20 protein-coding genes are annotated in these 21,570 nt (G+C 72.1%); 7 read left to right on the top strand and 13 right to left on the bottom strand.

Annotation, left to right across the window (positions count from 1 at the left end; all coding sequences use genetic code 11):
• Positions 1-17 precede the first annotated feature (17 nt).
• The 3 genes from ACZ5WC_RS07840 (at position 18) to cseC (ending at position 2,862) form a co-directional block, all read left to right on the top strand.
• Positions 18-671, top strand: a complete 654-nt coding sequence (locus ACZ5WC_RS07840) for a hypothetical protein (RefSeq protein ID WP_468540525.1) — start codon at positions 18-20, stop codon at positions 669-671.
• 91 nt (positions 672-762) lie between these two features.
• Positions 763-1,482 carry a two-component system response regulator CseB gene (gene cseB / locus ACZ5WC_RS07845; RefSeq protein WP_468539993.1) on the top strand — a complete coding sequence of 240 codons (720 nt, stop codon included), beginning with the start codon at positions 763-765 and terminating at the stop codon, positions 1,480-1,482.
• A gap of 42 nt (positions 1,483-1,524) precedes the next feature.
• Positions 1,525-2,862 (top strand): two-component system sensor histidine kinase CseC, encoded by a 1,338-nt coding sequence (gene cseC, locus ACZ5WC_RS07850; RefSeq protein ID WP_468539994.1) that lies wholly within the window; start codon positions 1,525-1,527, stop codon positions 2,860-2,862.
• A gap of 267 nt (positions 2,863-3,129) precedes the next feature.
• Here the strand turns inward: cseC and ACZ5WC_RS07855 are convergent, their stop codons facing one another.
• Positions 3,130-3,828, bottom strand: a complete 699-nt coding sequence (locus tag ACZ5WC_RS07855) for a M23 family metallopeptidase (protein ID WP_096632718.1) — start codon at positions 3,826-3,828, stop codon at positions 3,130-3,132.
• Between the two features lie 456 nt (positions 3,829-4,284).
• On the opposite strand from ACZ5WC_RS07855, the gene ACZ5WC_RS07860 reads away from it, so the two are divergent.
• Together ACZ5WC_RS07860 and ACZ5WC_RS07865 are read left to right on the top strand one after the other, a co-directional pair.
• A complete protein-coding gene (locus ACZ5WC_RS07860; RefSeq protein WP_468539995.1) occupies positions 4,285-4,689 on the top strand; it encodes a trypco2 family protein in 405 nt (134 codons plus the stop codon).
• Positions 4,686-7,934 (top strand): NACHT domain-containing protein, encoded by a 3,249-nt coding sequence (locus ACZ5WC_RS07865; RefSeq protein WP_468539996.1) that lies wholly within the window; start codon positions 4,686-4,688, stop codon positions 7,932-7,934. The genes ACZ5WC_RS07860 and ACZ5WC_RS07865 overlap by 4 nt, the downstream gene beginning before the upstream one ends.
• An 88-nt stretch (positions 7,935-8,022) precedes the next feature.
• Here ACZ5WC_RS07865 and ACZ5WC_RS07870 read toward each other — a convergent pair whose 3' ends face one another.
• Positions 8,023-10,551 (bottom strand): ATP-dependent Clp protease ATP-binding subunit, encoded by a 2,529-nt coding sequence (locus tag ACZ5WC_RS07870; protein ID WP_096632714.1) that lies wholly within the window; start codon positions 10,549-10,551, stop codon positions 8,023-8,025.
• A 450-nt stretch (positions 10,552-11,001) separates the two neighbouring features.
• On the opposite strand from ACZ5WC_RS07870, the gene ACZ5WC_RS07875 reads away from it, so the two are divergent.
• Entirely contained in the window at positions 11,002-11,616 is a 615-nt protein-coding gene (locus tag ACZ5WC_RS07875) for an SCO3374 family protein (RefSeq protein ID WP_468539997.1), read from the top strand.
• Here ACZ5WC_RS07875 and ACZ5WC_RS07880 read toward each other — a convergent pair.
• The 10 genes from ACZ5WC_RS07880 to ACZ5WC_RS07925 form a co-directional block, all read right to left on the bottom strand.
• Positions 11,595-11,930 carry a histone-like nucleoid-structuring protein Lsr2 gene (locus tag ACZ5WC_RS07880; RefSeq protein WP_018489329.1) on the bottom strand — a complete coding sequence of 112 codons (336 nt, stop codon included), beginning with the start codon at positions 11,928-11,930 and terminating at the stop codon, positions 11,595-11,597. The two genes, ACZ5WC_RS07875 and ACZ5WC_RS07880, sit on opposite strands and share 22 nt — an antisense overlap.
• A 144-nt stretch (positions 11,931-12,074) precedes the next feature.
• Positions 12,075-12,644 carry an amino-acid N-acetyltransferase gene (locus ACZ5WC_RS07885; protein WP_468539998.1) on the bottom strand — a complete coding sequence of 190 codons (570 nt, stop codon included), beginning with the start codon at positions 12,642-12,644 and terminating at the stop codon, positions 12,075-12,077.
• Positions 12,645-12,653: 9 nt separating this feature from the next.
• The gene (locus tag ACZ5WC_RS07890) at positions 12,654-13,124 is read right to left on the bottom strand and encodes a BlaI/MecI/CopY family transcriptional regulator (protein ID WP_468539999.1); all 471 of its coding nucleotides are present in this window, start codon (positions 13,122-13,124) and stop codon (positions 12,654-12,656) included.
• A gap of 131 nt (positions 13,125-13,255) precedes the next feature.
• Positions 13,256-13,435: a hypothetical protein gene (locus tag ACZ5WC_RS07895; RefSeq protein ID WP_468540000.1), complete on the bottom strand. Its 180-nt coding sequence runs from the start codon at positions 13,433-13,435 to the stop codon at positions 13,256-13,258.
• 90 nt (positions 13,436-13,525) lie between these two features.
• A complete protein-coding gene (locus ACZ5WC_RS07900; RefSeq protein ID WP_468540526.1) occupies positions 13,526-14,110 on the bottom strand; it encodes a hypothetical protein in 585 nt (194 codons plus the stop codon).
• A 160-nt stretch (positions 14,111-14,270) separates the two neighbouring features.
• Positions 14,271-15,068, bottom strand: a complete 798-nt coding sequence (locus tag ACZ5WC_RS07905) for a type III pantothenate kinase (RefSeq protein ID WP_468540001.1) — start codon at positions 15,066-15,068, stop codon at positions 14,271-14,273.
• Positions 15,068-16,108, bottom strand: a complete 1,041-nt coding sequence (gene nadC / locus ACZ5WC_RS07910) for a carboxylating nicotinate-nucleotide diphosphorylase (protein ID WP_468540527.1) — start codon at positions 16,106-16,108, stop codon at positions 15,068-15,070. The genes ACZ5WC_RS07905 and nadC overlap by 1 nt, the downstream gene beginning before the upstream one ends.
• Before the next feature lie 146 nt (positions 16,109-16,254).
• Positions 16,255-17,937, bottom strand: a complete 1,683-nt coding sequence (locus tag ACZ5WC_RS07915; protein WP_468540002.1) for an L-aspartate oxidase — start codon at positions 17,935-17,937, stop codon at positions 16,255-16,257.
• Positions 17,934-18,989 (bottom strand): pantoate--beta-alanine ligase, encoded by a 1,056-nt coding sequence (gene panC, locus ACZ5WC_RS07920; protein WP_468540003.1) that lies wholly within the window; start codon positions 18,987-18,989, stop codon positions 17,934-17,936. Before panC ends, ACZ5WC_RS07915 begins: the two co-directional genes overlap by 4 nt.
• Entirely contained in the window at positions 18,986-19,951 is a 966-nt protein-coding gene (locus ACZ5WC_RS07925) for a Rossmann-like and DUF2520 domain-containing protein (RefSeq protein ID WP_468540004.1), read from the bottom strand. Before ACZ5WC_RS07925 ends, panC begins: the two co-directional genes overlap by 4 nt.
• A 167-nt stretch (positions 19,952-20,118) precedes the next feature.
• Here ACZ5WC_RS07925 and ACZ5WC_RS07930 point away from each other — a divergent pair, with 167 nt between their 5' ends.
• Positions 20,119-21,273 (top strand): threonine aldolase family protein, encoded by a 1,155-nt coding sequence (locus tag ACZ5WC_RS07930; protein ID WP_468540005.1) that lies wholly within the window; start codon positions 20,119-20,121, stop codon positions 21,271-21,273.
• Positions 21,274-21,318: 45 nt separating this feature from the next.
• On the opposite strand, the gene ACZ5WC_RS07935 is transcribed toward ACZ5WC_RS07930, so the two are convergent.
• Positions 21,319-21,501 carry a hypothetical protein gene (locus ACZ5WC_RS07935; RefSeq protein WP_468540006.1) on the bottom strand — a complete coding sequence of 61 codons (183 nt, stop codon included), beginning with the start codon at positions 21,499-21,501 and terminating at the stop codon, positions 21,319-21,321.
• Between the last annotated feature and the right edge of the window lie 69 nt (positions 21,502-21,570).

Below are 21,570 nucleotides of genomic sequence, written 5' to 3' on the forward strand. Positions count from 1 at the left end.
GCGGGCTCCGGACCGGTATGGCGGCGAGTGGCACGGCCTTGGCCGGACTCGTCGCCTTCGGGCTGTTCAGCGTCGGCTGCACCACCGGCGGCACCGGCACCCGGGACGAGGGCCCCGCGGGCAGTCAGCCCGTCGCCCAGATCACCCCGCAGCCCAGCCCCTCCGGTACGGCCCCGGCCGCCAAGCGGGTCGACAGCGTTCGGCTCCTCAAGAACGACCCCAAGGTGGGCGAGCGGATCAAGAAGGGCCTTGAGCCCTGCGCGGGCAAGGCCTACCCGGTCGACACCTCCTACGGATCGCTGACCGGCGGCCCGGCCGCCGACGTCGTGGTCAACGTGACGAGCTGCGCCGACCTGGTGGGCGTCGGGACCTACGTGTACCGGGCCGACGAGAACGGCTCGTACGAGAACGTGTTCGCGGTCGAGGTCCCCGCCGTCTACGGCACGATCGACCGGGGCGACCTGGTGGTGACGACCCAGGTGTACGGGGCGGACGACCCGATGACGTCCCCGTCCGGCTCGGAGGTGGTCACCTACCGTTGGGCGAGCGACCGCTTCACCGAGCACGACCGGGTGCACAACGACTTCAGCCAGGGCTTCGCGGGCGCGGACGGCGATCTGCCGGTTCAGTCGGAACCGGAGGAGCCGGCGGAGGAGCCGAGCAGCAACTGAAGCAGTCACCCCGGAGGAACCGGGGTGACAACTGAAGCGGTGGCCCCGCCCGGCACCACCGCGCAGGAACCGAAAGCGAGAAGCAGCGTCCATGGCCGAGACCCACGTCCTCTTCGTCGAGGACGACGACGTCATCCGTGAGGCCACCCAGCTCGCCCTGGAGCGGGTCGGCTTCACCGTCACCGCGATGCCCGACGGGCTCTCCGGCCTGGAGGCCTTCCGGGCCGACCGGCCGGACATCGCCCTGCTCGACGTGATGGTGCCGGGCCTGGACGGGGTGAGCCTGTGCCGGCGCATCCGGGACGAGTCGACCGTCCCCGTGATCATGCTCTCCGCGCGCGCCGACTCGATCGACGTGGTGCTGGGCCTGGAGGCCGGGGCGGACGACTACGTCACCAAGCCCTTCGACGGCGCGGTCCTCGTCGCCCGCATCCGCGCGGTGCTGCGCCGCTTCGGCCACGCGGCCGGGCCGGACGGCGGACAGCAGCCCGGCGGCGGTGCGGAGGGCGAGGGCCAGGTGCTCGGCGGGGTGCTGGTCTTCGGCGACCTGGAGGTCGACACCGACGGTATGGAGGTGCGGCGCGCCGGTGAGCAGGTGGCGCTGACGCCCACCGAGATGCGGCTGCTGCTGGAGTTCTCGTCCGCGCCGGGCACCGTCCTGTCCCGCGACAAGCTCCTGGAGCGGGTGTGGGACTACGGCTGGGGCGGCGACACCCGGGTCGTGGACGTGCACGTCCAGCGGCTGCGCACCAAGATCGGCCAGGACCGGATCGAGACGGTCCGCGGCTTCGGCTACAAGCTGCGCGGCTGATACGCGGATGAAGCGACCGGTGAGGCGCCTGGTGAGGCGCGGATGAAGCGGCGGGCCCTGCGGACGGGTGTTCGCTGGAAGATCAGCATCGCCATCGCGGCGGTCGGCGCGCTCGTCGCGGTGGCGCTGAGCCTCGTGGTGCACAACGCGGCCCGGGTCTCGATGATCGAGAACGCCCGCGAGGTGCAGCTGGAGCGGCTGCTGGGCGCCCAGCGCTTCTACGAGGCGACGAACATGCAGAAGGGCGCGCCGAAGTTCGGCGCCAAGCTCAACGACCCGACGATCCCGCCGAGCCTGCGCGAGGAGGTCCGCAAGAACCGCCGGGCCACGCATGTGGCGGAGGGCTCCGACGGGGTTCCCGACGTGTGGGCGGCGGTGCCGCTGGCCAACGGGGACGTGCTCTCGCTGCACACCCGGTTCGCGGACCGCTCCGCCACGATCATGGACGATCTGGACCGGGCCCTGATCATCGGCTCGGTCTCGGTGGTCTTCGGCGGCTGCGCCCTCGGCGTCCTGATCGGCGGCCAGCTCTCGCGCAGGCTGCGCAAGGCCGCGGCCGCGGCGGGCCTGGTCGCCCAGGGGCAGACGGACGTCCGGGTCGGGGACTCGGTCGGCGGGGTCGTCCGCGACGAGACGGACGAGCTGGCGCGGGCGGTCGACGCGCTGACCGACGCGCTGAACGAGCGGATCGAGGCGGAACGCCGGGTCACCGCGGACATCGCCCACGAGCTGCGCACCCCGGTGACCGGCCTGCTCACGGCGGCCGAGCTGCTGCCGCCGGGCCGCCCCACCGAGCTGGTACGGGACCGGGCCCAGGCGATGCGGACGCTGGTCGAGGACGTGCTGGAGGTGGCCCGTCTGGACAGCGCTTCGGAGCGGGCGGAGCTCCAGGAGCTGCCGCTCGGGGAGTTCGTCAGCCGCCGGATCGGGGTGCTGAACCCCGAGGTGACCGTACGGGTGGTGCACGAGTCGTGGGTCTCCACCGATCCGCGCCGTCTGGAGCGCATCCTCGGCAATCTGCTCGGCAACGCGGCCAAGCACGGCTCCACCCCGGTGGAGGTCACGGTCGAGGGCCGGGTGGTCCGGGTCCGCGACCACGGTCCCGGGTTCCCGGAGGAGCTGCTGCGGGACGGGCCGAGCCGCTTCCGTACCGGCTCCATGGACCGGGCCGGGCACGGGCACGGTCTGGGGCTGACGATCGCGTCGGGCCAGGCCCGGGTGCTGGGGGCCCGGCTGACCTTCCGGAACGCGGCGCCCTCGGGTGCGGCGGAGGGCACGGGCGGGGCGATCGCGGTGCTGTGGCTGCCGGAGCACGCGCCGACGAACACGGGGAGTTTCCCGGTGCTGCGGATGGCGGACCAGCGGCAGGCGTCGGACTGAGCCGCACGCCGCACGGCACCGGGGGGGGGAACGCCGACGGCGACCCCGAGGAGTGAGCCGTGAGGCTGTCCTCGACGTCGCCGTCGGTCGGGTGACCCGGGCGCACGCCCCGGGTACCGGGGTGTAACGGGTCCACTGACTCTGTTCGGTTGTGCTGCGCGGCCGACGGGTGCCCGGGGTGCCGGGTGCCGGCGGAGTCGCGCGGTAGGGGGTGTCCGGCGGGTCATGACCGGGGTCATGACCCGGGCGCCCCCTGGGCCGGCCGGATCAGATGGAGACGTGCACCGAGCGGAGGAACGCGGCCGGGTTCAGCGCCGAGCCGTAGTTCGGGGTGGTGCGGATCTCGAAGTGAAGGTGCGGGCCGCTGGAGTTTCCGGTGTTGCCGGACAGGGCGATCTTCTGGCCCGTCTTGACCTGCTGGCCGATCTTCACGTTGATCTTCGACAGGTGCGCGTACTGCGAGTACTTGCCGTTGGCGTGCTTGATCACGACGGCGTTGCCGTACGCGGGACCGTCGCCGCCGCCGTTCGGGCCGGCCTTCACGATGGTGCCGGTGTGGGCGGCCACGACCGGGGTGCCGACCGGGACGGCGAAGTCCTGGCCGGAGTGCTTGGCGGCCCAGCGGGCGCCACCGGTGCCGTAGCTGGCGCTCAGCGTGTACTTCTTGACCGGGGCCTTCCAGGAGGCGGCGTTCTTCTTGGCCGCCTTCTTCTTGTCCTCGGCCTTCTTCTTCGCGTCGGAGGCCTTCTTCGCGGCCGCCTTGCCCTGCGCGGCCGCCTGCTTGGCGACCGAGTCGGCGGTGGCCCCCACCGCGAGGGGGGCGGTGCCGGCGGCACCGGTGGTGCCGGACGCGAACGCCGTGCCAGCACCCAGCACCACGGACGCTCCCAGGCCGGCGGCCAGGACGGCGCCACGGACACGGAAGGCGGACGGGCGGATGGTGTGCTGGTTCGATGCGCGCTTCATACGGTGAAGTCCTCCGAAGGTGAGTGGACCCGGCGTGCTGTCCGGGCTTGCTCAACCTTGGTAACCCGCACCCCCACCCATGCTCAAACCCCCCATCTACGAAGAAAAGCCGTAGAGAGGACCGGGGGAATTCACCTCGCTTGTCCCCTTACGAGAAGTCGGCGCGAGCTACGGAATCCTTCGCGCGGACGAGGTCCGACGCCTGCTTCATGGGGATTTTTCGGACATTAAGCCGCGAATAGCTTGTATCGCCCAAAACATCGAAAGTGCCTGCCGGTGCCGGGCCGAAGGCCCTGCGGCCGATCATGGCGCTTTCTCCTAGCGCGGGTAGTAGGCCTGTTTCGGGCTGTGCGCCTTGTCACCGCTGGTGGGACCTTGGTCCTTCCGATTCGGGACCTTCGGCCCGCTACATCACTACGCTGACGGGAAAGCGACGCCGCACCCCCGGGGGACCCCATGACAGCCGAGAACACCCACGCCCTGGACGGCATCGAGCTCGCCGATGCCGTCGCGTCCATCCGCAACCAGCTCATCGACGCGGCGACCCGGGCCACGGACCACCCCGTCTCCTTCGCGGTCGGCGACATCCAGATGGAGTTCACCCTCGAACTGCGCCGGGAGGCCAGGGCGGGCGGCAAGGTGAAGGCCTGGGTGGTCGAGGCGGGGGCGGATGCCGCCCGCGCCACGGGACGCACGCACAAGGTCGCCTTCACCCTGACCCCGCGCAACGCCACGACGGGCGAGGCGTGGGAGATCGGGACGGAGGACGACGGCTCGACGGCGGGGTTCGGTGCGGACCCGGCGCACGGCCACGGCACGGCGGGGTCCGGTGACGGGGCGGACGGGCCCTCCCGCACATGAGCACGACCGTCACCCATCCCGCCGACCGCACGGTGGCCGTCTCCGCGATCCGCCAGGGCAGCGGTGTCCTGCTCACCGACCGGCTGGTCCTGACCTGCGCCCATGTGGTCAAGTCCGGGTCCGTCCTCATCGCCCACCCCGCACTCCCGGACCGGATACGGGCCACCGTCGCCTGGATCGACTACCAGCTGGACGTGGCCCTGCTGGAGGCCGTCGAGCCGGTGCGGCGGGTCCCCCCGGTGCGGCTCGGCGTGGTCGACACCCGCCAGGCGATCCCCGACTGCGAGATCACCGGCTTCCCCCGCGTCCAGCGCTACGGCCCCGACCGGCGGCTGGAGGCGGACCAGTACACGGCGACGGTCCTGCCGATGGCGGGCCGGGTCCGCGATCTGCTGGTCTGCGATCTGGACGGCCCGCCCGCCGCGCTCCCCGACGACGAGCCCGCGGCCCTGTCCGGGCTCTCCGGCGGCCCGGTCTTCATGGGGGACGTGCTCCTCGGCGTCGCCCGGCAGGTCCCCCGGCAGCGCGAGGGCCGCCGGGTCGAGTGCGTCCCGCTCGGCCCGGTCCTCGCGGCGGCCCCCTTCCGCCTGGTCTTCCGGCGCAACGAGGTCGCCCTGCGCCAGGAACGCGTCCACGGCAGCTTCCCGAGGGACCTGCGGTACGAGGCGGAGTACGCGCAGGCGCTCGGCGTCGCGTACCGGCGTACGAAGATCTTCGGCCTCGACGAGCTGAGCAGGCACGACTCCGAATGGGACCTGGACACCGCCTACCTCAGTCTGGAGGCGCAGACCGAGGACCGGGCCGCTCCCGGCCCGCCGCTCCCCCGGCGCATCGACGCCCTCCTCACCGGCCGCCCCCGGGCCCTGCTGCGCGGCGAGGCGGGCGCGGGCAAGACGACCCTGCTGTGGTGGCTGGCCGCCCACGCCTCGGCCCGCACCCTGGACGACGACCTGGCCCCGCTGAACGGCCTGGTTCCCTTCGTGGTGCCACTGCGCACCCTGCGGGCCCGTGGGGTGACGTTCCCGGGCCCGGCGGAGCTGTCGGGTGCGGCGGGGCTGGTGGTCGACACGGCCCCGGAGGGCTGGGCGGGCCGGGTCCTGGAGTCGGGCCGGGCACTACTGCTGGTGGACGGGTTGGACGAGGTGCCTCCGGAGGACCGCGAACAGGCCCACACCTGGCTCACACACCTGCTGGCCCGCTACCCGGACACCCGGTGCGTCGCGACCGTACGGCCGCTCGCCGTCGAGCCGGACTGGCTGCGCTCCGAGGGCTTCGCGGAGCTCCGGCTGCTGCCGATGCGGAACGAGGACATCCAGGCGTTCGTGACCTCCTGGCACCGGGCGGCCCGGCTGTCCGAGGAGGACGACGCCGAGCGGCTCGACGGACTGGAACGCGACCTCGCCCGCCAGTTCGCCCAGAACCCCACGCTCCGTGACCTGGCCCGTACGCCACTGCTCTGCGCGGTGATCTGCGCCCTGCACCGCCGCCGCGACGGCTTGCTCCCCGAGACCCGGTGGAGCCTGTACCGCTCGGCCCTGGAAATGCTCCTCGGCCACCGCGACCGCCGCCGCCGGATCGGCGACCCCGAGGGCGTCGAACTGGACGTCGAGGAACACACCCAGCTCCTCCAACGGATCGCGGTGTGGCTGGTGCGCGAGGGGCAGTCGGAGTTCACCCGCGACCAGGCGCTGCGCCAACTCCGGCGTGCGCTGGCGGGGATGGAGCGGGTGGGTGCGCAGGGCCCGCCCGAGAGGATCCTGACGCACCTGCTGAACCGCAGCGGCCTGCTCCAGGAACACGGCGACGACACCTACCAGTTCATCCACCGCACCTTCCAGGACTACCTGGCCGCGAAGGAGTTCGTCGAGGACGACCACCTCAACGAACTGCTGCGCCACGCGGACGAGGAGACCTGGCAGGACGTGATCCTGCTGGCGGCGGGGCACTGCGGGCGACGCGAACTCGCCGTGCTCGTACGCGGGTTGCTGAACGCGGGGCTGCGGCACGGGGCCGGCACGGCGGACCGCACCGCCGCGCATGTCCTGGCCGCACTGTGCGCGCAGCACGCGGCCTGGCTGGACGGCCCCGTCCGGGCGGCGGTCCGGGAGAGCACGGCGGCGCTGTTCCCGCCGACCAGCGACAGCCAGGTGAGCTCCCTGGCCCGGCTGGGCCCGGCGGCCCTGGCCTTCCTGCCCGCCCCGCACACGATGTCCGACTCGGAGAGGCACGCCCCGTTCGTGGTCTCCCTGATCCTGGACATCGGGGGAGCCGCCGCGGTTCCCCACGCCCGTGAGTGGGCGCTGGCCCACCCCTGGCTGGGCACCAGATTCGCGGACAAGTGGGAACGCTTCCCGCCCGAGGAGTACGCCGCCGAGGTCCTGGCTCACTGCACCCTCCAGGGCACGCTCCTCATCGTGAACGACCGCAAACAGCTGCGGGCGCTGCGCCACCTCCCGTCCGTGTTCGCCCTGTTGCTGGGCTTGGAGCTGTCCGACGCGGAGATCGGAGCGGCGCTGGAGGGCACCCGGCTCCACGCGCTCTTCCTGGGGACGAACGCCCGGCTCCACGCGCTCTCGTCCCTGAGCACCGTCGCGGACTCCCTGTCGGTGCTGGACATCGGGCGGTGCCAGGCGATCTCGGACCTCACTCCGCTCGCCGGGCTCCACAAGGTCGTGCAACTGTTCCTGGACGCGGAGGGGACGCGCCCGGGCGACCTGGCGCCCCTGGCGGACCTGCCCGGTCTGCGGGAGCTCAGACTGAAGAACCTCGGGACCGGCCGACTGAGCGAGATCGCGGCCCACCCGGGTGTCACCGACCTGACCGTGACGAGTCGGCGTCCGCTCGCCCTGGAGGGGCTCGATGGCTGGAAGTCCCTCACCCGCCTGAAGGTCTCGGAGCTCGACGCGTTCGACGACGCCCTCACCGCGCTGCGGGAGCACTCCCGGATCACCGTTCTCGGCCTCACCGCCTTCCCCTGGGCGCACCGGCCCGCCCACTCGGTGTGCGTGCCCACCATCGAGGAACTGTCCGTGCAGGCCCCTGACCACGGCGGGGACCTCGGGATGCTGCGGCCGCTCTTCCCCGGGGTCACCCGTCTCACCCTGGACGCCTCCGCCCGGCGCGTACTGGACCTCACGGCGCTGCACTCCTGGCCGGGCCTGCGGGTGCGGGTCGCCGGGCTGACCGAGCGGCGGCTGATCGGGGCGGAGGAACTGGGCAACCGGCTCGACGCCCCTCGCGGCTGACGCGTACGAAAAGGGGCTGCCCCGAACCGGTACGGATACCGATTGCGGGGCAGCCCCTCAGCCCGGGCTCACGCCCTGGGCGTGTGCGTCACGCGTCCTTCGTCAGGTTCGGGCCGGTGCCGCCTGCCGCCTGCTCGATCGGGGGGACGTCGGGCAGAGCCGACTTCTCCTCGCCGCGGAACGAGAACTTCTTCTCGTCACCCTCGCCCTCGACGCCGACGACCACGATGTGACCGGGGCGCAGCTCACCGAAGAGGATCTTCTCGGAGAGGATGTCCTCGATCTCGCGCTGGATCGTCCGGCGCAGCGGCCGGGCGCCCATCACGGGGTCGTAGCCCTTCTTCGCCAGGAGCGACTTGGCGTCCGAGCTCAGCTCGATGCCCATGTCACGGTCCTTGAGGCGCTCGTCGACCTTGGCGAGCATGAGGTCGACGATCTGGATGATGTCTTCCTCGGTCAGCTGGTGGAAGACCACCGTGTCGTCGACACGGTTGAGGAATTCCGGCCGGAAGTGCTGCTTGAGCTCTTCGTTGACCTTGACCTTCATGCGCTCGTAGTTCGTCTTGACGTCGCCCTGGGCGGCGAAGCCCAGGTTGAAGCCCTTCGAGATGTCCCGGGTCCCGAGGTTGGTCGTCATGATGATGACCGTGTTCTTGAAGTCCACGACCCGGCCCTGGGAGTCGGTCAGGCGGCCGTCCTCCAGAATCTGGAGCAGGGAATTGAAGATATCGGGGTGGGCCTTCTCGACCTCGTCGAAGAGGACGACGGAGAACGGCTTGCGGCGCACCTTCTCGGTGAGCTGGCCGCCCTCTTCGTAGCCCACGTAACCGGGGGGCGAGCCGAAGAGGCGGGAAACCGTGTGCTTCTCGCTGAACTCCGACATGTCGAGGGAGATCAGCGCGTCCTCGTCGCCGAAGAGGAATTCGGCGAGCGTCTTGGAGAGCTCGGTCTTACCGACACCGGACGGACCGGCGAAGATGAACGAGCCACCGGGGCGCTTGGGGTCCTTCAGGCCGGCTCGCGTACGGCGGATCGCCTGCGAAAGGGCCTTGATGGCGTCCTTCTGCCCGATGACGCGCTTGTGGAGCTCGTCCTCCATGCGCAGCAGACGGGAGGACTCCTCCTCCGTCAGCTTGAAGACCGGGATACCGGTGGCCGTGGCCAGGACCTCGGCGATGAGCTCGCCGTCGACCTCGGCGACGACGTCCATGTCGCCGGCCTTCCACTCCTTCTCCCGCTTGGCCTTCGCCGCCAGCAGCTGCTTCTCCTTGTCGCGGAGGGAAGCCGCCTTCTCGAAGTCCTGGGAGTCGATGGCCGACTCCTTGTCCCGGCGGACACCGGCGATCTTCTCGTCGAACTCGCGGAGGTCCGGCGGCGCGGTCATCCGGCGGATGCGCATCCTCGATCCGGCCTCGTCGATCAGGTCGATCGCCTTGTCGGGGAGGAAGCGGTCCGAGATGTACCGGTCGGCGAGCGTCGCCGCCTGCACCAGGGCCTCGTCCGTGATGGAGACGCGGTGGTGGGCCTCGTAGCGGTCGCGCAGACCCTTGAGGATCTCGATGGTGTGCGGCAGCGACGGCTCCGCGACCTGGATGGGCTGGAAGCGGCGCTCCAGCGCCGCGTCCTTCTCCAGGTGCTTGCGGTACTCGTCGAGCGTGGTGGCACCGATGGTCTGGAGCTCACCGCGGGCCAGCATCGGCTTGAGGATGCTCGCCGCGTCGATCGCGCCCTCGGCGGCGCCCGCACCGACCAGCGTGTGGAGCTCGTCGATGAACAGGATGATGTCGCCGCGGGTGCGGATCTCCTTGAGGACCTTCTTCAGGCGCTCCTCGAAGTCACCCCGGTACCGCGAACCGGCGACCAGGGCGCCGAGGTCCAGGGTGTAGAGGTGCTTGTCCTTGAGGGTCTCGGGCACCTCGCCCTTGACGATCGCCTGGGCCAGGCCCTCGACGACCGCCGTCTTGCCGACGCCGGGCTCGCCGATGAGCACCGGGTTGTTCTTGGTCCGGCGGGACAGCACCTGCATGACCCGCTCGATCTCCTTCTCGCGCCCGATGACCGGGTCGAGCTTGGACTCACGAGCGGCCTGGGTGAGATTCCGGCCGAACTGGTCGAGCACCAGGGACGTGGAGGGCGTGCCCTCTGCGGGTCCGCCCGCGGTGGCCGCCTCCTTGCCGCCCGAATACCCGGAAAGCAGCTGGATGACCTGCTGCCGGACCCGGTTCAGGTCGGCGCCCAGCTTCACGAGGACCTGGGCGGCGACGCCCTCGCCCTCGCGGATCAGGCCGAGCAGGATGTGCTCGGTGCCGATGTAGTTGTGGCCCAGCTGAAGAGCCTCGCGGAGCGACAGCTCCAGGACCTTCTTGGCTCGCGGGGTGAAGGGGATGTGCCCGGAAGGAGCCTGCTGCCCCTGCCCGATGATCTCCTCCACCTGCTGGCGGACCGCCTCGAGCGAAATCCCGAGGCTCTCCAGGGCCTTAGCGGCGACACCCTCACCCTCGTGGATCAGGCCCAGGAGGATGTGCTCGGTGCCGATGTAGTTGTGGTTGAGCATCCGGGCTTCTTCCTGAGCCAGGACGACAACCCGCCGCGCGCGGTCGGTGAACCTCTCGAACATCGTTAATCGCTCCTCAGAGCGGTCGGTCAGTGAGGGGTCGGTCCCCTCCCAGTCCTTCCGCATGCTAGTCCCGCAGGACGGGACAGCTCATTCCAACTGCCGACATCCGTCCGGATCACCCCCGCACCGGCGGGGATTCTTACTGCCGAACAGCTGACAACTGCTCCAACCCGATGGTGCGAGACGATGTTCCCGCAGGCCAGGCAGATACCCCTGTCGCGAGTACGCCGATGGCGAACGTGAGACGCCTCGGCCAGCGTGTCGCCCCTTCCCACTAGGAAAGTCTTACCCGCAATCACTGACAGTCCATGCGGCGCGCCCCGGTTCCCTCCGCTACGGGCGAACAACCTTGCGCTGCTGAATGCTCTCGCGCGCCCCCGCGACCGGAACGTGACGTGATCACTTGCGGACCCTGCGTAACTTCGGGGGGTGTCCGGCGGTTCATCGACCATGGCCCCCACCGTCCCGCAGCCCCGGTCGTCACCCGATGCGCCACCCGACACCGCTCCGGGGTCGGCCGAGGCCGTCCTCGCACGCAGGTACGAACAGGAGCTGGGGTGGGCCACCGCGGGATGCGCTCCGCTGCGGCTGCTCACCGGTCTGCGCTTCGATGTGCTGGAGCTTCCGGCCGAGGCCGGTCACGCCGTGCTGCGGCGCGGGGTGCGCACCGGTCCGGTGCTGCTGTCCGGGGCGCGGATGGGACTGCTGGTCGCCGCGGGCGGCGCCGATGAGCTGCCGGGGCTGCTCGACTGGCTGGAATGGGGTCCGGTCGCCGTGGATCTGACCGCCGTGGGTGCGGGGGGCCGCGTCACGGCCCCGCCCCTCCCGGGCGGACCTGGGGACTCGACGGGGGCCGCCGTATGGCTGCGACCCCCAGAGCCGAGGCACGTGCCCGAGTCGGCGCTGCCGGCCCTCGCGGGCTTCGGGAGCAGCGGTGGGGATGCCCCCGATCTCGTACGCCTGGTGGACGCCGCGGCGACGGAGTGCCATCGGGTCCGGTTGGTGCGCGCCCGCGTCGGGCCACTGACAAGAGGTGCGGCGGATCAGCCGTTGGCCTTCTCGTAAGCCTCGCGGATCTCGGCGGGAACACGGCCGCGGTCATTCACATTGTGGCCGTTCTCCCGCGCCCACCGGCGGATTTCCGCGGTGTCCTTGTTGCCACCGGACACGGCGCGGCCCTTGCCGCGGCCCGTGGCGGCGCGGCCACCGGTGCGGCGTCCGCCCTTGGTGTAGGGCTCAAGAAGGCCGCGAAGCTTGTCCGCGTTGGCCGTGGTGAGGTCGATCTCGTACGTCTTGCCGTCAAGGGCGAACGTGACCGTCTCGTCCGCCTCGACGCCGTCGAGGTCATCGACAAGAAGGACCTGAACCTTCTGTGCCACGGTGATTTCCTTTCATCGAAAATGGAGTACGCGGAAAGGAAACCGCTTTTCCCCGGAAAACACAAACCCCCGGGAGAGGTTCAGGAGCCCGAGAAGACGGGAAACGTGCGCGATTCGGACATAGGGATGCAGGCCCTTCTCCCGTCACAGGTGCAGAAGCATCCGGCTGTTGCCCAAGGTGTTCGGCTTCACTCGTTCGAGACCGAGGAACTCCGCGACACCCTCGTCGTAGGAACGCAGCAGCTCACTGTAGACATCGGTGTCGACCGGCGTCTCTCCGATCTCGACGAAGCCGTGCTTGGCGAAGAAGTCCACTTCGAAGGTGAGGCAGAAAACCCTGCGGACACCGAGCCAGCGCGCGGTCTGCAAGAGCTTGACCAGAACGTGATGCCCCACTCCGGCCCCCTTGACGCGGGGGTCGACGGCAAGGGTCCGCACTTCCGCCAGGTCTTCCCACATGACGTGAAGTGCCCCGCAGCCGATGACCGTTGCGTCCTCGTCGCGCTCCGCCACCCAGAACTCCTGGATGTCCTCGTAAAGGGTGACGGTCGCTTTGTCGAGCAGGATGCCTCCGGACGCGTACCCGTCGAGGAGTCGGCGTACGGACGCGACGTCACTCGTCCTGGCCCGCCGGACGGTGATGGCGGGCTTATTTACCGACGGGTCGGTATGGAGTTCGGTATCCGGATTGCTTTGCGGCTGCTCTGAGGACATGCCCCGACGCTATCGTCCGCTCTCCGGCTCCGCGGCATCGGCCGGGGCGGCATCTCCGGCGGTCTCCGCGGTCACTTCCGCGGGGTTGGCGGAGGTAGTGCCAGGGGCACTTTCGGCAAGGTCGGGGGAAACCATACGAACGGCATCCTGGAGTGCTTCGCGCTGCTCGGCGGACATCATGCCGAAGAACGCGACAAGTGCGGCGGCGGGGTTGTCGCTCTGTGACCAGGCTTCGTTCATCAGTGCGGCCGAGTAGGCGGCCCTGGTGGAGACGGCGGTATATCGATAGGCCCGGCCGTCGACTTCCCTGCGCACCCAGCCCTTCTGATGGAGATTGTCCATTACCGTCATCACCGTCGTGTAGGCGATGGACCGTTCCTGCTGGAGGTCCTCAAGGACTTCCCGCACCGTGACCGGTCGGTTCCATCGCCAGACGCGGGTCATCACGGCGTCTTCCAGGTCTCCCAATTGGCGGGGCACGGGATCACTTTAGTGCCCGATGTCCCGAATAGCCTGGTATTTACACAGCAAAAGAGCGCACGGCTCTCATCGAGTCGTGCGCTCCGGGGCGTACGTCGCGGAGGTGCGGGGCGGGCGGGCCGCTCCAGCGGTCAGGCATTCTCCGGACGAGCGGTCTGCTTTACGGAATCCGCGTGGGCGAGAGCCGCGTCCACGATGGCGTCTTCCTTGGCCTTGTTCGGACCACCCTGACTCTTGACGATCGTCACGATCAGGCCGATGAAGAAGACGGCCATCACCACGGGGGGCACGAGCGCGGATACATAGTCCATGCCGTCCAGAGTAGCGAGCCCCGTGCGGCCCGACGCGGCGACCTCCCGGTGGAGGCCGCCGCGTCGGGCCGGGCTGCGGTACGGGCGGGGTCAGCCGGCCGCCCGCTCCTCGGACGGCGGCGGCTCGGGCCGGCGGCGAGGGGGGAAGACCTCGGAGGGCTTGGGCATCGGGCGGTCTCCGGGCGCCTGGGGGCGGCTCGGGGCGGCGGGGGTCTTGGGCCGGACCGGTTCCCGGTCGGCGGCGCGGCCGCCGGGCAGGGCCAGCAGTCGGCTCCGCGGGCCGGGGGCCGAGAGACCGGCGGAGCGGCCCGCGAGCCGGGCCCGTACCGAGCGCTCCGCGAGGAGCTGGCAGCGCTCCAGGAGGGCCGCGGCGAGCGGCCTGCCGCGCAGGGCCCGCAGGGCGGCCAGATCGTCCGGGCGGGGGTCGTAGCCGGCCGCCAGGGCATCCTGGAGCAGCTCCAGATAGCCGGCGACGGAGCCGGGGAGGGCGTTGCGGTAGCGGGCGAGGTCGGCGAGGAGGAACGCTCGCAGCCGACCGGCCTCGCCGACCGCCTCGTCCACGGAGCCCGCGAGCCGCAGGCAGTCCTGGACATCCTCGTCGGACAGGGGCATGGGGTGGAGGGCGATGGCGAGGGCACGTCGGAGCACCCGCAGCTCGTCCGCGCTGAACGCCATGCCGCCTCGTGAACCGTAGGGCGTGGGCATAGTGCGACAATACGTGCTAAATGGACAAAATCCGTTTAACTGGTCGCCGGTGGCGCGGCGAGCCCGCCCGGGGCCCGGCCGCCGCCACCGCACGTTGTCGCAGGTACGCGGAGCGCGCCCGGGGCATCCCCTACGACCGGGGCATGTTCCGCTCGTAGACCAGGCGCAGTCCGATGAGTGTCAGCCACGGTTCGTGCTCGTCGATCGCGGCGGACTCCCCCAACACCATCGGAGCAAGGCCGCCCGTCGCGATGACCGTGACGTCGTCCGGGTCGGCGGCCAGCTCCTTCTTCATCCGCGCCACCACCCCGTCGACCTGGCCCGCGAAGCCGTAGACGATCCCGGACTGCATGGCCTCGACGGTGTTCTTGCCGATCACGCTGCGCGGCCGGGCCAGCTCGATCTTGCGGAGCTGGGCGCCCTTGACGCCGAGCGCCTCGACCGAGATCTCGATGCCGGGGGCGATCACCCCGCCCGCGTACTCACCGCGCGGGGAGACCGCGTCGAAGGTGGTGGCGGTGCCGAAGTCGACGACGATCGCCGGGCCCCCGTACAGCTCGACGGCGGCCACCGCGTTGATGATGCGGTCCGCGCCGACCTCCTTGGGGTTGTCCATCAGGACCGGCACACCCGTCTTGACGCCGGGCTCCACGAGGACGGCGGGCACGTCGCCGTAATAGCGGCGGGTGACCTCGCGCAGCTCGTGCAGGACCGAGGGAACGGTCGCGCAGATCGCGATGCCCTCGATGCCGTCGCCCAGCTCCATGCCCAGCAGCGGGTGCATGCCCATCAGGCCCTGGAGGAGGACCGCCAGCTCGTCGGCGGTACGGCGGGCGTCGGTGGAGATCCGCCAGTGCTCGACGATCTCCTCGCCGTCGAAGAGGCCGAGGACCGTGTGCGTGTTGCCGACGTCGATGGTCAGGAGCATCAGGCGTCGGCCCCGTCGGTGATGGTGTCCTCGGCCGCGTCGGCGTCGCGGAAGTCCAGGCCGATGTCGAGGATCGGCGAGGAGTGGGTGAGCGCCCCGACCGCCAGGTAGTCGACGCCCGCGTCCGCGTAGGCGCGGGCCGAGTCGAGGGTGAGGCGGCCGGAGGACTCCAGGATCGCGCGGCCGGCGACCAGGGCGACCGCCTCGGCGGTCTCGGCCGGGGTGAAGTTGTCCAGCAGGATCAGGTCGACACCCGCGTCCAGCACCTCGCGGACCTGCTCCAGCGTGTCGACCTCGACCTCGACGGGCAGGTCGGGGAACTCGGCCCGGACCCGCTTGAACGCCTCCGCGACCCCGCCCGCCGCGACGACGTGGTTGTCCTTGACCAGGGCCGCGTCGGAGAGCGACATCCGGTGGTTGACGCCGCCGCCGCAGCGCACCGCGTACTTCTCCAGCGCGCGCAGGCCCGCCGTCGTCTTGCGGGTGTCGCGGACCTGGGCCCCGGAGCCCTCCAGCACGTCCGCCCAGGCGCGGGTGGCGGTCGCGATGCCGGAGAGACGGCAGAGCAGGTTCAGCGCGCTGCGCTCACCGGTCAGCAGGTCGCGGGTGCGGGTGGTGACGGTCAGCAGCTTCTGCCCGGTAACGATCCGCTCGCCGTCCTCGACGTGCCGCTCGACCTCGAACTCCTCGGTGCAGACGATCGACAGGACCGCCTCGGCGACCCGCAGCCCCGCCACGACGCCCGCCTCCCGGGCGGTGAAGTCACCGGTGATGACGGCGTCCTCGGGGACGGTCGCCACCGTCGTGACGTCCACCCCGCCGTCGAGGTCCTCCTCGATCGCCACATGGGCGACGTCCTCGACCTGGACGGGGTCGAGCCCCGCCTCGGCCAGCAGCAGGGCGAGCGCGGGGTCCAGGCCGCACTCCAGGGCTTCGGCGTCGAATCCGTCGTCACCGCCACAACCGCAGCCGTCGCCGCAGCCGCCCCCCGAGGCCTCGGACGGGGCGGGCGCGCCGACGCTGATCAGCGGTACGTCCACGGGTGTGGGGCGCGGATTCTCTTCGGGCGTGCTCACGGTGACGGCTCCTCGGGGGCGTGGCGGGTGGTGCGGGTACGGCTGGTGCTTCCGGCGTTGCTGGTGCCGCCCCGCGGTGTGCGGCGGAGCGGCTGCTTCCAGCAGTGTGCTCAATCCGACGGGCGTACGGGCGGGAATGCGGCGGTCTCCGTGCGGTGGACGACCGGGGTGCGGTCGGGCGCGATCCGGACGACCAGGTGGCGGCGGCCGTGGGCGTCGTCGCGGTCGGGCCGGTCCTCGCGCCAGTGGCAGCCGCGGGTCTCCTCGCGGTCCCGGGCGGCGGCGACCAGGACCCGGGAGACCAGGAGGAGGTTGGTGACCTCCCAGGCGTCGACCCCGGGGACGACCGCCTTGGCCCCGTCCCCGTCGGTGGCGGCCTCGCGGTGCAGGGCCTCCAGCTCCTCGGCGGCGGCGGCCAGGCTCTCGGCGGAGCGCAGGACTCCGGCGCCGCGGGTCATGGTGCGCTGGATCGCCGTACGGGCCTCGGGGGCCAGCAGCGCGACCGGATCGCCGGCGCCCGGGACCGCGGCCGGTTCGGTACGGGGCGGGCGGGCCTCGGCGATGTCGGCGGCGATGCGCTCGGCGAAGACCAGGCCCTCCAGGAGGGAGTTGGACGCGAGGCGGTTGGCCCCGTGCACCCCGGTGCAGGCGACCTCGCCGCAGGCGTACAGGCCGGGCACCGTCGTGCGGCCCCGCAGGTCGGTGCGGACGCCGCCGGAGGCGTAGTGCGCGGCCGGGGCGACCGGGACCGGCTCGGTGACCGGGTCGATGCCGTGGGCCCGGCAGGCGGCCAGGATCGTGGGGAAGCGCTGCTCCCACATGGCCGCCCCGAAGTGCCGGGCGTCCAGATACATGTGCTCGGTGCCGTGCTCGTGCATCCGGCGGGTGATGGCCTTGGCGACGATGTCGCGGGGGGCCAGCTCGGCCAGCTCGTGCTGCCCGGCCATGAAGCGGACGCCGTCGCCGTCGACGAGATGCGCGCCCTCGCCGCGTACGGCCTCGGAGACCAGCGGCTGCTGGCCCTCACTGTCCGCGCCCAGGAAGAGGACGGTCGGGTGGAACTGGACGAACTCCAGGTCGGAGACCTCCGCCCCGGCCCGCAGCGCGAGCGCCACCCCGTCGCCGGTGGAGACGGAGGGGTTGGTGGTGGCGGAGAAGACCTGGCCCATGCCGCCGGTGGCGAGGACGACCGAGGGCGCCCGGACCGCGCCGACGCCGTCGTGCTGGCCCTCGCCCATGACGTGCAGGGAGACCCCGGCCGTACGGCCTTCGGCGTCCGTGAGCAGGTCCAGGACGAGGGCGTTCTCGATGGTGTGGAGGGCTGCCTCGCGGACCGCCCCGACCAGGGCGCGGGAGATCTCCGCGCCGGTCGCGTCGCCGCCCGCGTGGGCGATGCGGCGGCGGTGGTGGCCGCCCTCGCGGGTCAGCGCTATCTCCCCGCTGTCCGTGGTGTCGAAGTGCGCGCCGGTGGTGATCAGGCGGCGTACGGCGTCGGGGCCCTCGGTGACCAGGGTGCGGACGGCCTCCTCGTCGCAGAGGCCCGCGCCCGCGACGAGGGTGTCGTCGAGGTGCTGCTCGGGGGTGTCGCCCTCGCCGAGGGCCGCGGCGATACCGCCCTGTGCCCAGCGGGTCGAGCCGTCGTCGAGCCGGGCCTTGGTGACGACCACGGTGTCCAGTCCGGCGGCCGCGCAGCGCAGCGCGGCGGTGAGCCCGGCGACGCCGGAGCCGACCACCACGACGTCCGCGTCGATGGCCCAGCCGGGGGCGGGGGCGGTCAGCCGTATTCCGGTCACGTCAGGGCTCCGAAGGTGAGGGTGATGTTGTCGATGAGGCGGGTGTCCCCGACCCGGGCGGCGACGGCGAGGATCGCCTCCCCGCTCTCGCGGTCGTCGGGGATCTCGGTGAAGTCCGCCGGGTCCACCAGGGCCAGATAGTCCACGGCGAGCGGCAGCCTGCCCCGGGCCGCGGCCTCGTCGAGCACCGCCTGGGCGGCGGCCCGGACGGCGGCGGGCGCCCCGTTGGGCCGGGCCAGCGCCACGGCCTGGGCGTCGGCGGCGGCACGTGCCTCGCCCATCCTGTTGAGCCCGGCGGCCCGGTCGGAGCCGGGGGCGGTGGCCTTGGCCCGCTCGTGCAGCGCCTGCTGGGCCGCGAGCCGGTCGCGGGCCGCGAACAGGGCGCGGGGCAGGGCGAGCGCGGTGTGCCGCTCCTCGGTGGAGAGGAACCTGTTGCGGCTGGAGAGCGCGAGCCCGTCGGGGTCCCGCACGGTGGGCACACCGGTGATCCGGACGCCGAAGTTCAGGTCGCGGACCATGCGGCGGATCAGGGCGAGCTGCTGGGCGTCCTTCTGCCCGTAGAACGCCTCGTCGGGCCGGGTGAGGTGGAGGAGCTTGGCGACGACGGTGAGCATCCCGTCGAAGTGCCCGGGGCGGGCCGCGCCTTCGAGGCGTTCGCCCATGGGACCGGCGGTGATCCGGACCTGGGGCTCACCGCCCGGATAGACCTCGTCGACACCGGGAGCGAAGACCGCGTCGGCCCCCGCCGTCGCGGCGATCTCCAGGTCGGCGTCCAGGGTGCGGGGGTAGCGGTCGAGGTCGGCGGCCTCGCCGAACTGGAGCGGGTTCACGAAGACGGTGACCACGACCTGGCCGTCCGGTCCGGCGGCGGTGCGGGCGGCGCGGATCAGGGCGGCGTGGCCCTCGTGGAGGGCGCCCATGGTCATGACGACGGCCCGCTCGGCCCCGGCGGGGCGGGGCAGCGCGTCGAGCTCGGCGGCGGTGCGCAGGAGGGCGGGGGCCCGGCCCGGGGCGGCGGGGCCCCTGTCTCCCGTACGGCTGGTGGTCGTCATCGGGTCTCCCCCGGTCGTGGTCCCGGGCCGGAGCCGCCGGGGCGGGTCTCCTGGTCGGCCGCCAGGACGACGAGCAGGTCCTCGGCCAGCTCCGCCTTGAGCAGGCCGTGGGCGAGCGCCCGGTCGGCCGTGGCGCGGGCCATCGCGAGATACCCGGCCACCGCCTGCGGGGCGTGGGCGCGCAGCTCGCCGATGTGGGCGGCGACCGTGCCCGCGTCCCCCCGCGCGACCGGCCCGGTCAGCGCGGCGTCACCGGAGCGCAGGGCGTTGTCCAGGGCCGCGCCGAGGAGCGGCCCGAGCATCCGGTCCGGGGCGGCGACCCCGGCCTTGGTCAGCAGCTCCATCGACTGGGCGACCAGGGTGACCAGGTGGTTCGCACCGAGGGCGAGGGCCGCGTGGTAGAGCGGGCGGGACTCCTCGGCGATCCACTCGGGCTCGCCGCCCATCTCGATGACCAGCGCCTCCGCGGCGAGCCGCAGCTCCTCGGGGGCGGTGACCCCGAAGGAGCAGCCCGCGAGCCGCTGGACGTCGACGGCGGTGCCGGTGAACGTCATCGCCGGGTGCAGCGCGAGCGGCAGGGCCCCGGCCCGCAGCGCCGGTTCCAGCACCTTCGTCCCGTACCGCCCGGAGGTGTGGACGAGCAGCTGGCCGGGCCGCACGGCGCCGGTCTCGACCAGGCCCTCCACCAGGGTGGGCAGCACATCGTCGGGGACGGTCAGCAGCACCAGCTCGGCGCGGGCCAGCACCTCGGCGGGCTCCACCAGGGGCACGTCGGGGAGCAGCTCGGCGGCGCGCCGCCGGGAGGCGTCGGAGACGCCCGACACGGCGACCGGGCGGTGTCCGGCGAGCTGGAGGGACGCGGCGAGTGCGGGGCCCACCCGGCCCGCGCCGACGACCCCGACCGTGAGGCGGGCGGGGCGGTCCCTCGCGTCGAGGGGTTCCTTCGAAACTGATGCGTTCACGCGGCGATGGCCTTCCGTTCCAGTCCGCGGGGGGTACCGGACGATTTCTCTGCATGCTACGCCAGCGTTTCGGGGAAGCCTCCCCGCCGCCCACAGCCTGTGGACAACTCCGCGAACCGAGGGAAACCCACGGGCGCGCTGTCAGAGGTCCGGGTGATGATCGTCCCATGGCGACGGTGGATGAGCAGGAGCAGCGGCGGCGCAGGCTGGCCGCGTGGCGGGGGTCGAGCCGGGTGCTGGCGCGGACGGGCGCGGACGGCACGCTGGGCGAGCGGCTGGCGGCGCTGGCGGCCGACGCCTCGTCCGTACACGACCCGGAGGACTGGACCGATGTGTACGGGGGCGGGGTCGTCGCCGATCTGGAGCGCCGGGCGGCCGGGGTGCTGGGGACGGAGGCGGCGGCGTTCTTCCCGACCGGCACGATGGCCCAGCAGGTCGCCCTGCGCTGCTGGGCCGGGCGTACGGGCGACACGACGGTGGCCCTGCACCCCCTGTCCCACCCGGAACTGCACGAGAGCGGGGCACTCGGCACGGTGAGCGGGCTGCGCACCGTGCATCCGACGTCCGCACCCCGGCTGCCGAGTGCCGAGGAGATACGGGAGTTCCCCGAGCCGTTCGGGACACTGATGCTGGAGCTGCCGCTGCGGGACGCCGGGTTCGTGCTGCCGTCCTGGGAGGAGCTGACGGCGGTGGTGGAGGCGGCCCGGGAACGGGACGCGGTGGTCCACTTCGACGGGGCGCGGCTGTGGGAGTGCGGCCCGCACTTCGGGCGGGAGCTGCCGGAGATCGTGGCGCTCGCCGACAGTGTGTACGTGTCGTTCTACAAGTCGCTGGACGGACTGTCCGGGGCGGTGCTGGCGGGCCCTTCGGTCCTGGTGGAGGAGGCCCGGGTGTGGCGCCACCGGTACGGCGGCCAGGTCTTCCAGCAGTATCCGGCGGCGCTGTCCGCCCTGCTGGGACTGGAGCGGGAGCTGCCGAGACTGCCGTCGTACGTGGCGCACGCGAAGGTGGTGGCCGGGGCGCTGGCGGAGGGGTTCACGGAGGCGGGGGTGCCGTGGTTCCGGGTGCGTCCGGAGCCGCCGCACACGCACCAGTTCCAGGTCTGGCTGCCGTACGGCACCGAGGTGCTGGACGAGGCGTCGGTGCGGCAGGCCGAGGAGAGCGGCGTGACGCTGTTCCGGCGCTGGTTCCCGGGAGCGGTCGGGGGCGGGCTGCCACCCGGGGTCTCGTTCACGGAGGTGACGGTGGCGGCGGACGGGCTGGAGTGGACCGCCGATGACGTACGGAAGGCGGTGGGGGCGTTCACCGGGTATCTGGCGTAGCGGGCCCTGTCCGGTGGCCTGGCCCCGGCCCTCAGGGTTCCGTCCTCAGACGCCGGACGGGCTGGGTTCGCCGGACGGACCGGTCCGGCGCGTCGGCGGGTGGGTGAGCCAGTACCGGTACAGGTCGCGCAGGGTCGTGCGGTCGTGTCGGCCCGGCGGCGGAGGCGCGGGCTCCGACAGCTGGGCCGCGCGGTAGGTGTCGAGCATGTGCTGCTGAATGGCGTCCATGCATCCAGCGTGCGCAGGTCGCAGCGATGCCGCGCGTTGATTGACGGCTCGCGTCAAATGGAACGTCGG

The organism is Streptomyces sp. NPDC033165, from assembly GCF_055577965.1.

What these genes read in the sequence shown, in the direction of transcription:
- ACZ5WC_RS07840 (WP_468540525.1), top strand. Translation starts at nt 18, where the DNA reads ATGGCGGCGAGTGGCACGGCCTTGGCCGGACTCGTCGCCTTCGGGCTG.
- cseB (WP_468539993.1), top strand. Translation starts at nt 763, where the DNA reads ATGGCCGAGACCCACGTCCTCTTCGTCGAGGACGACGACGTCATCCGT.
- cseC (WP_468539994.1), top strand. Translation starts at nt 1,525, where the DNA reads ATGAAGCGGCGGGCCCTGCGGACGGGTGTTCGCTGGAAGATCAGCATC.
- ACZ5WC_RS07855 (WP_096632718.1), bottom strand. Translation starts at nt 3,828, where the DNA reads ATGAAGCGCGCATCGAACCAGCACACCATCCGCCCGTCCGCCTTCCGT.
- ACZ5WC_RS07860 (WP_468539995.1), top strand. Translation starts at nt 4,285, where the DNA reads ATGACAGCCGAGAACACCCACGCCCTGGACGGCATCGAGCTCGCCGAT.
- ACZ5WC_RS07865 (WP_468539996.1), top strand. Translation starts at nt 4,686, where the DNA reads ATGAGCACGACCGTCACCCATCCCGCCGACCGCACGGTGGCCGTCTCC.
- ACZ5WC_RS07870 (WP_096632714.1), bottom strand. Translation starts at nt 10,551, where the DNA reads ATGTTCGAGAGGTTCACCGACCGCGCGCGGCGGGTTGTCGTCCTGGCT.
- ACZ5WC_RS07875 (WP_468539997.1), top strand. Translation starts at nt 11,002, where the DNA reads ATGGCCCCCACCGTCCCGCAGCCCCGGTCGTCACCCGATGCGCCACCC.
- ACZ5WC_RS07885 (WP_468539998.1), bottom strand. Translation starts at nt 12,644, where the DNA reads ATGTCCTCAGAGCAGCCGCAAAGCAATCCGGATACCGAACTCCATACC.
- ACZ5WC_RS07895 (WP_468540000.1), bottom strand. Translation starts at nt 13,435, where the DNA reads ATGGACTATGTATCCGCGCTCGTGCCCCCCGTGGTGATGGCCGTCTTC.
- ACZ5WC_RS07900 (WP_468540526.1), bottom strand. Translation starts at nt 14,110, where the DNA reads ATGGCGTTCAGCGCGGACGAGCTGCGGGTGCTCCGACGTGCCCTCGCC.
- ACZ5WC_RS07905 (WP_468540001.1), bottom strand. Translation starts at nt 15,068, where the DNA reads ATGCTCCTGACCATCGACGTCGGCAACACGCACACGGTCCTCGGCCTC.
- panC (WP_468540003.1), bottom strand. Translation starts at nt 18,989, where the DNA reads ATGACGACCACCAGCCGTACGGGAGACAGGGGCCCCGCCGCCCCGGGC.
- ACZ5WC_RS07930 (WP_468540005.1), top strand. Translation starts at nt 20,119, where the DNA reads ATGGCGACGGTGGATGAGCAGGAGCAGCGGCGGCGCAGGCTGGCCGCG.
- ACZ5WC_RS07935 (WP_468540006.1), bottom strand. Translation starts at nt 21,501, where the DNA reads ATGGACGCCATTCAGCAGCACATGCTCGACACCTACCGCGCGGCCCAG.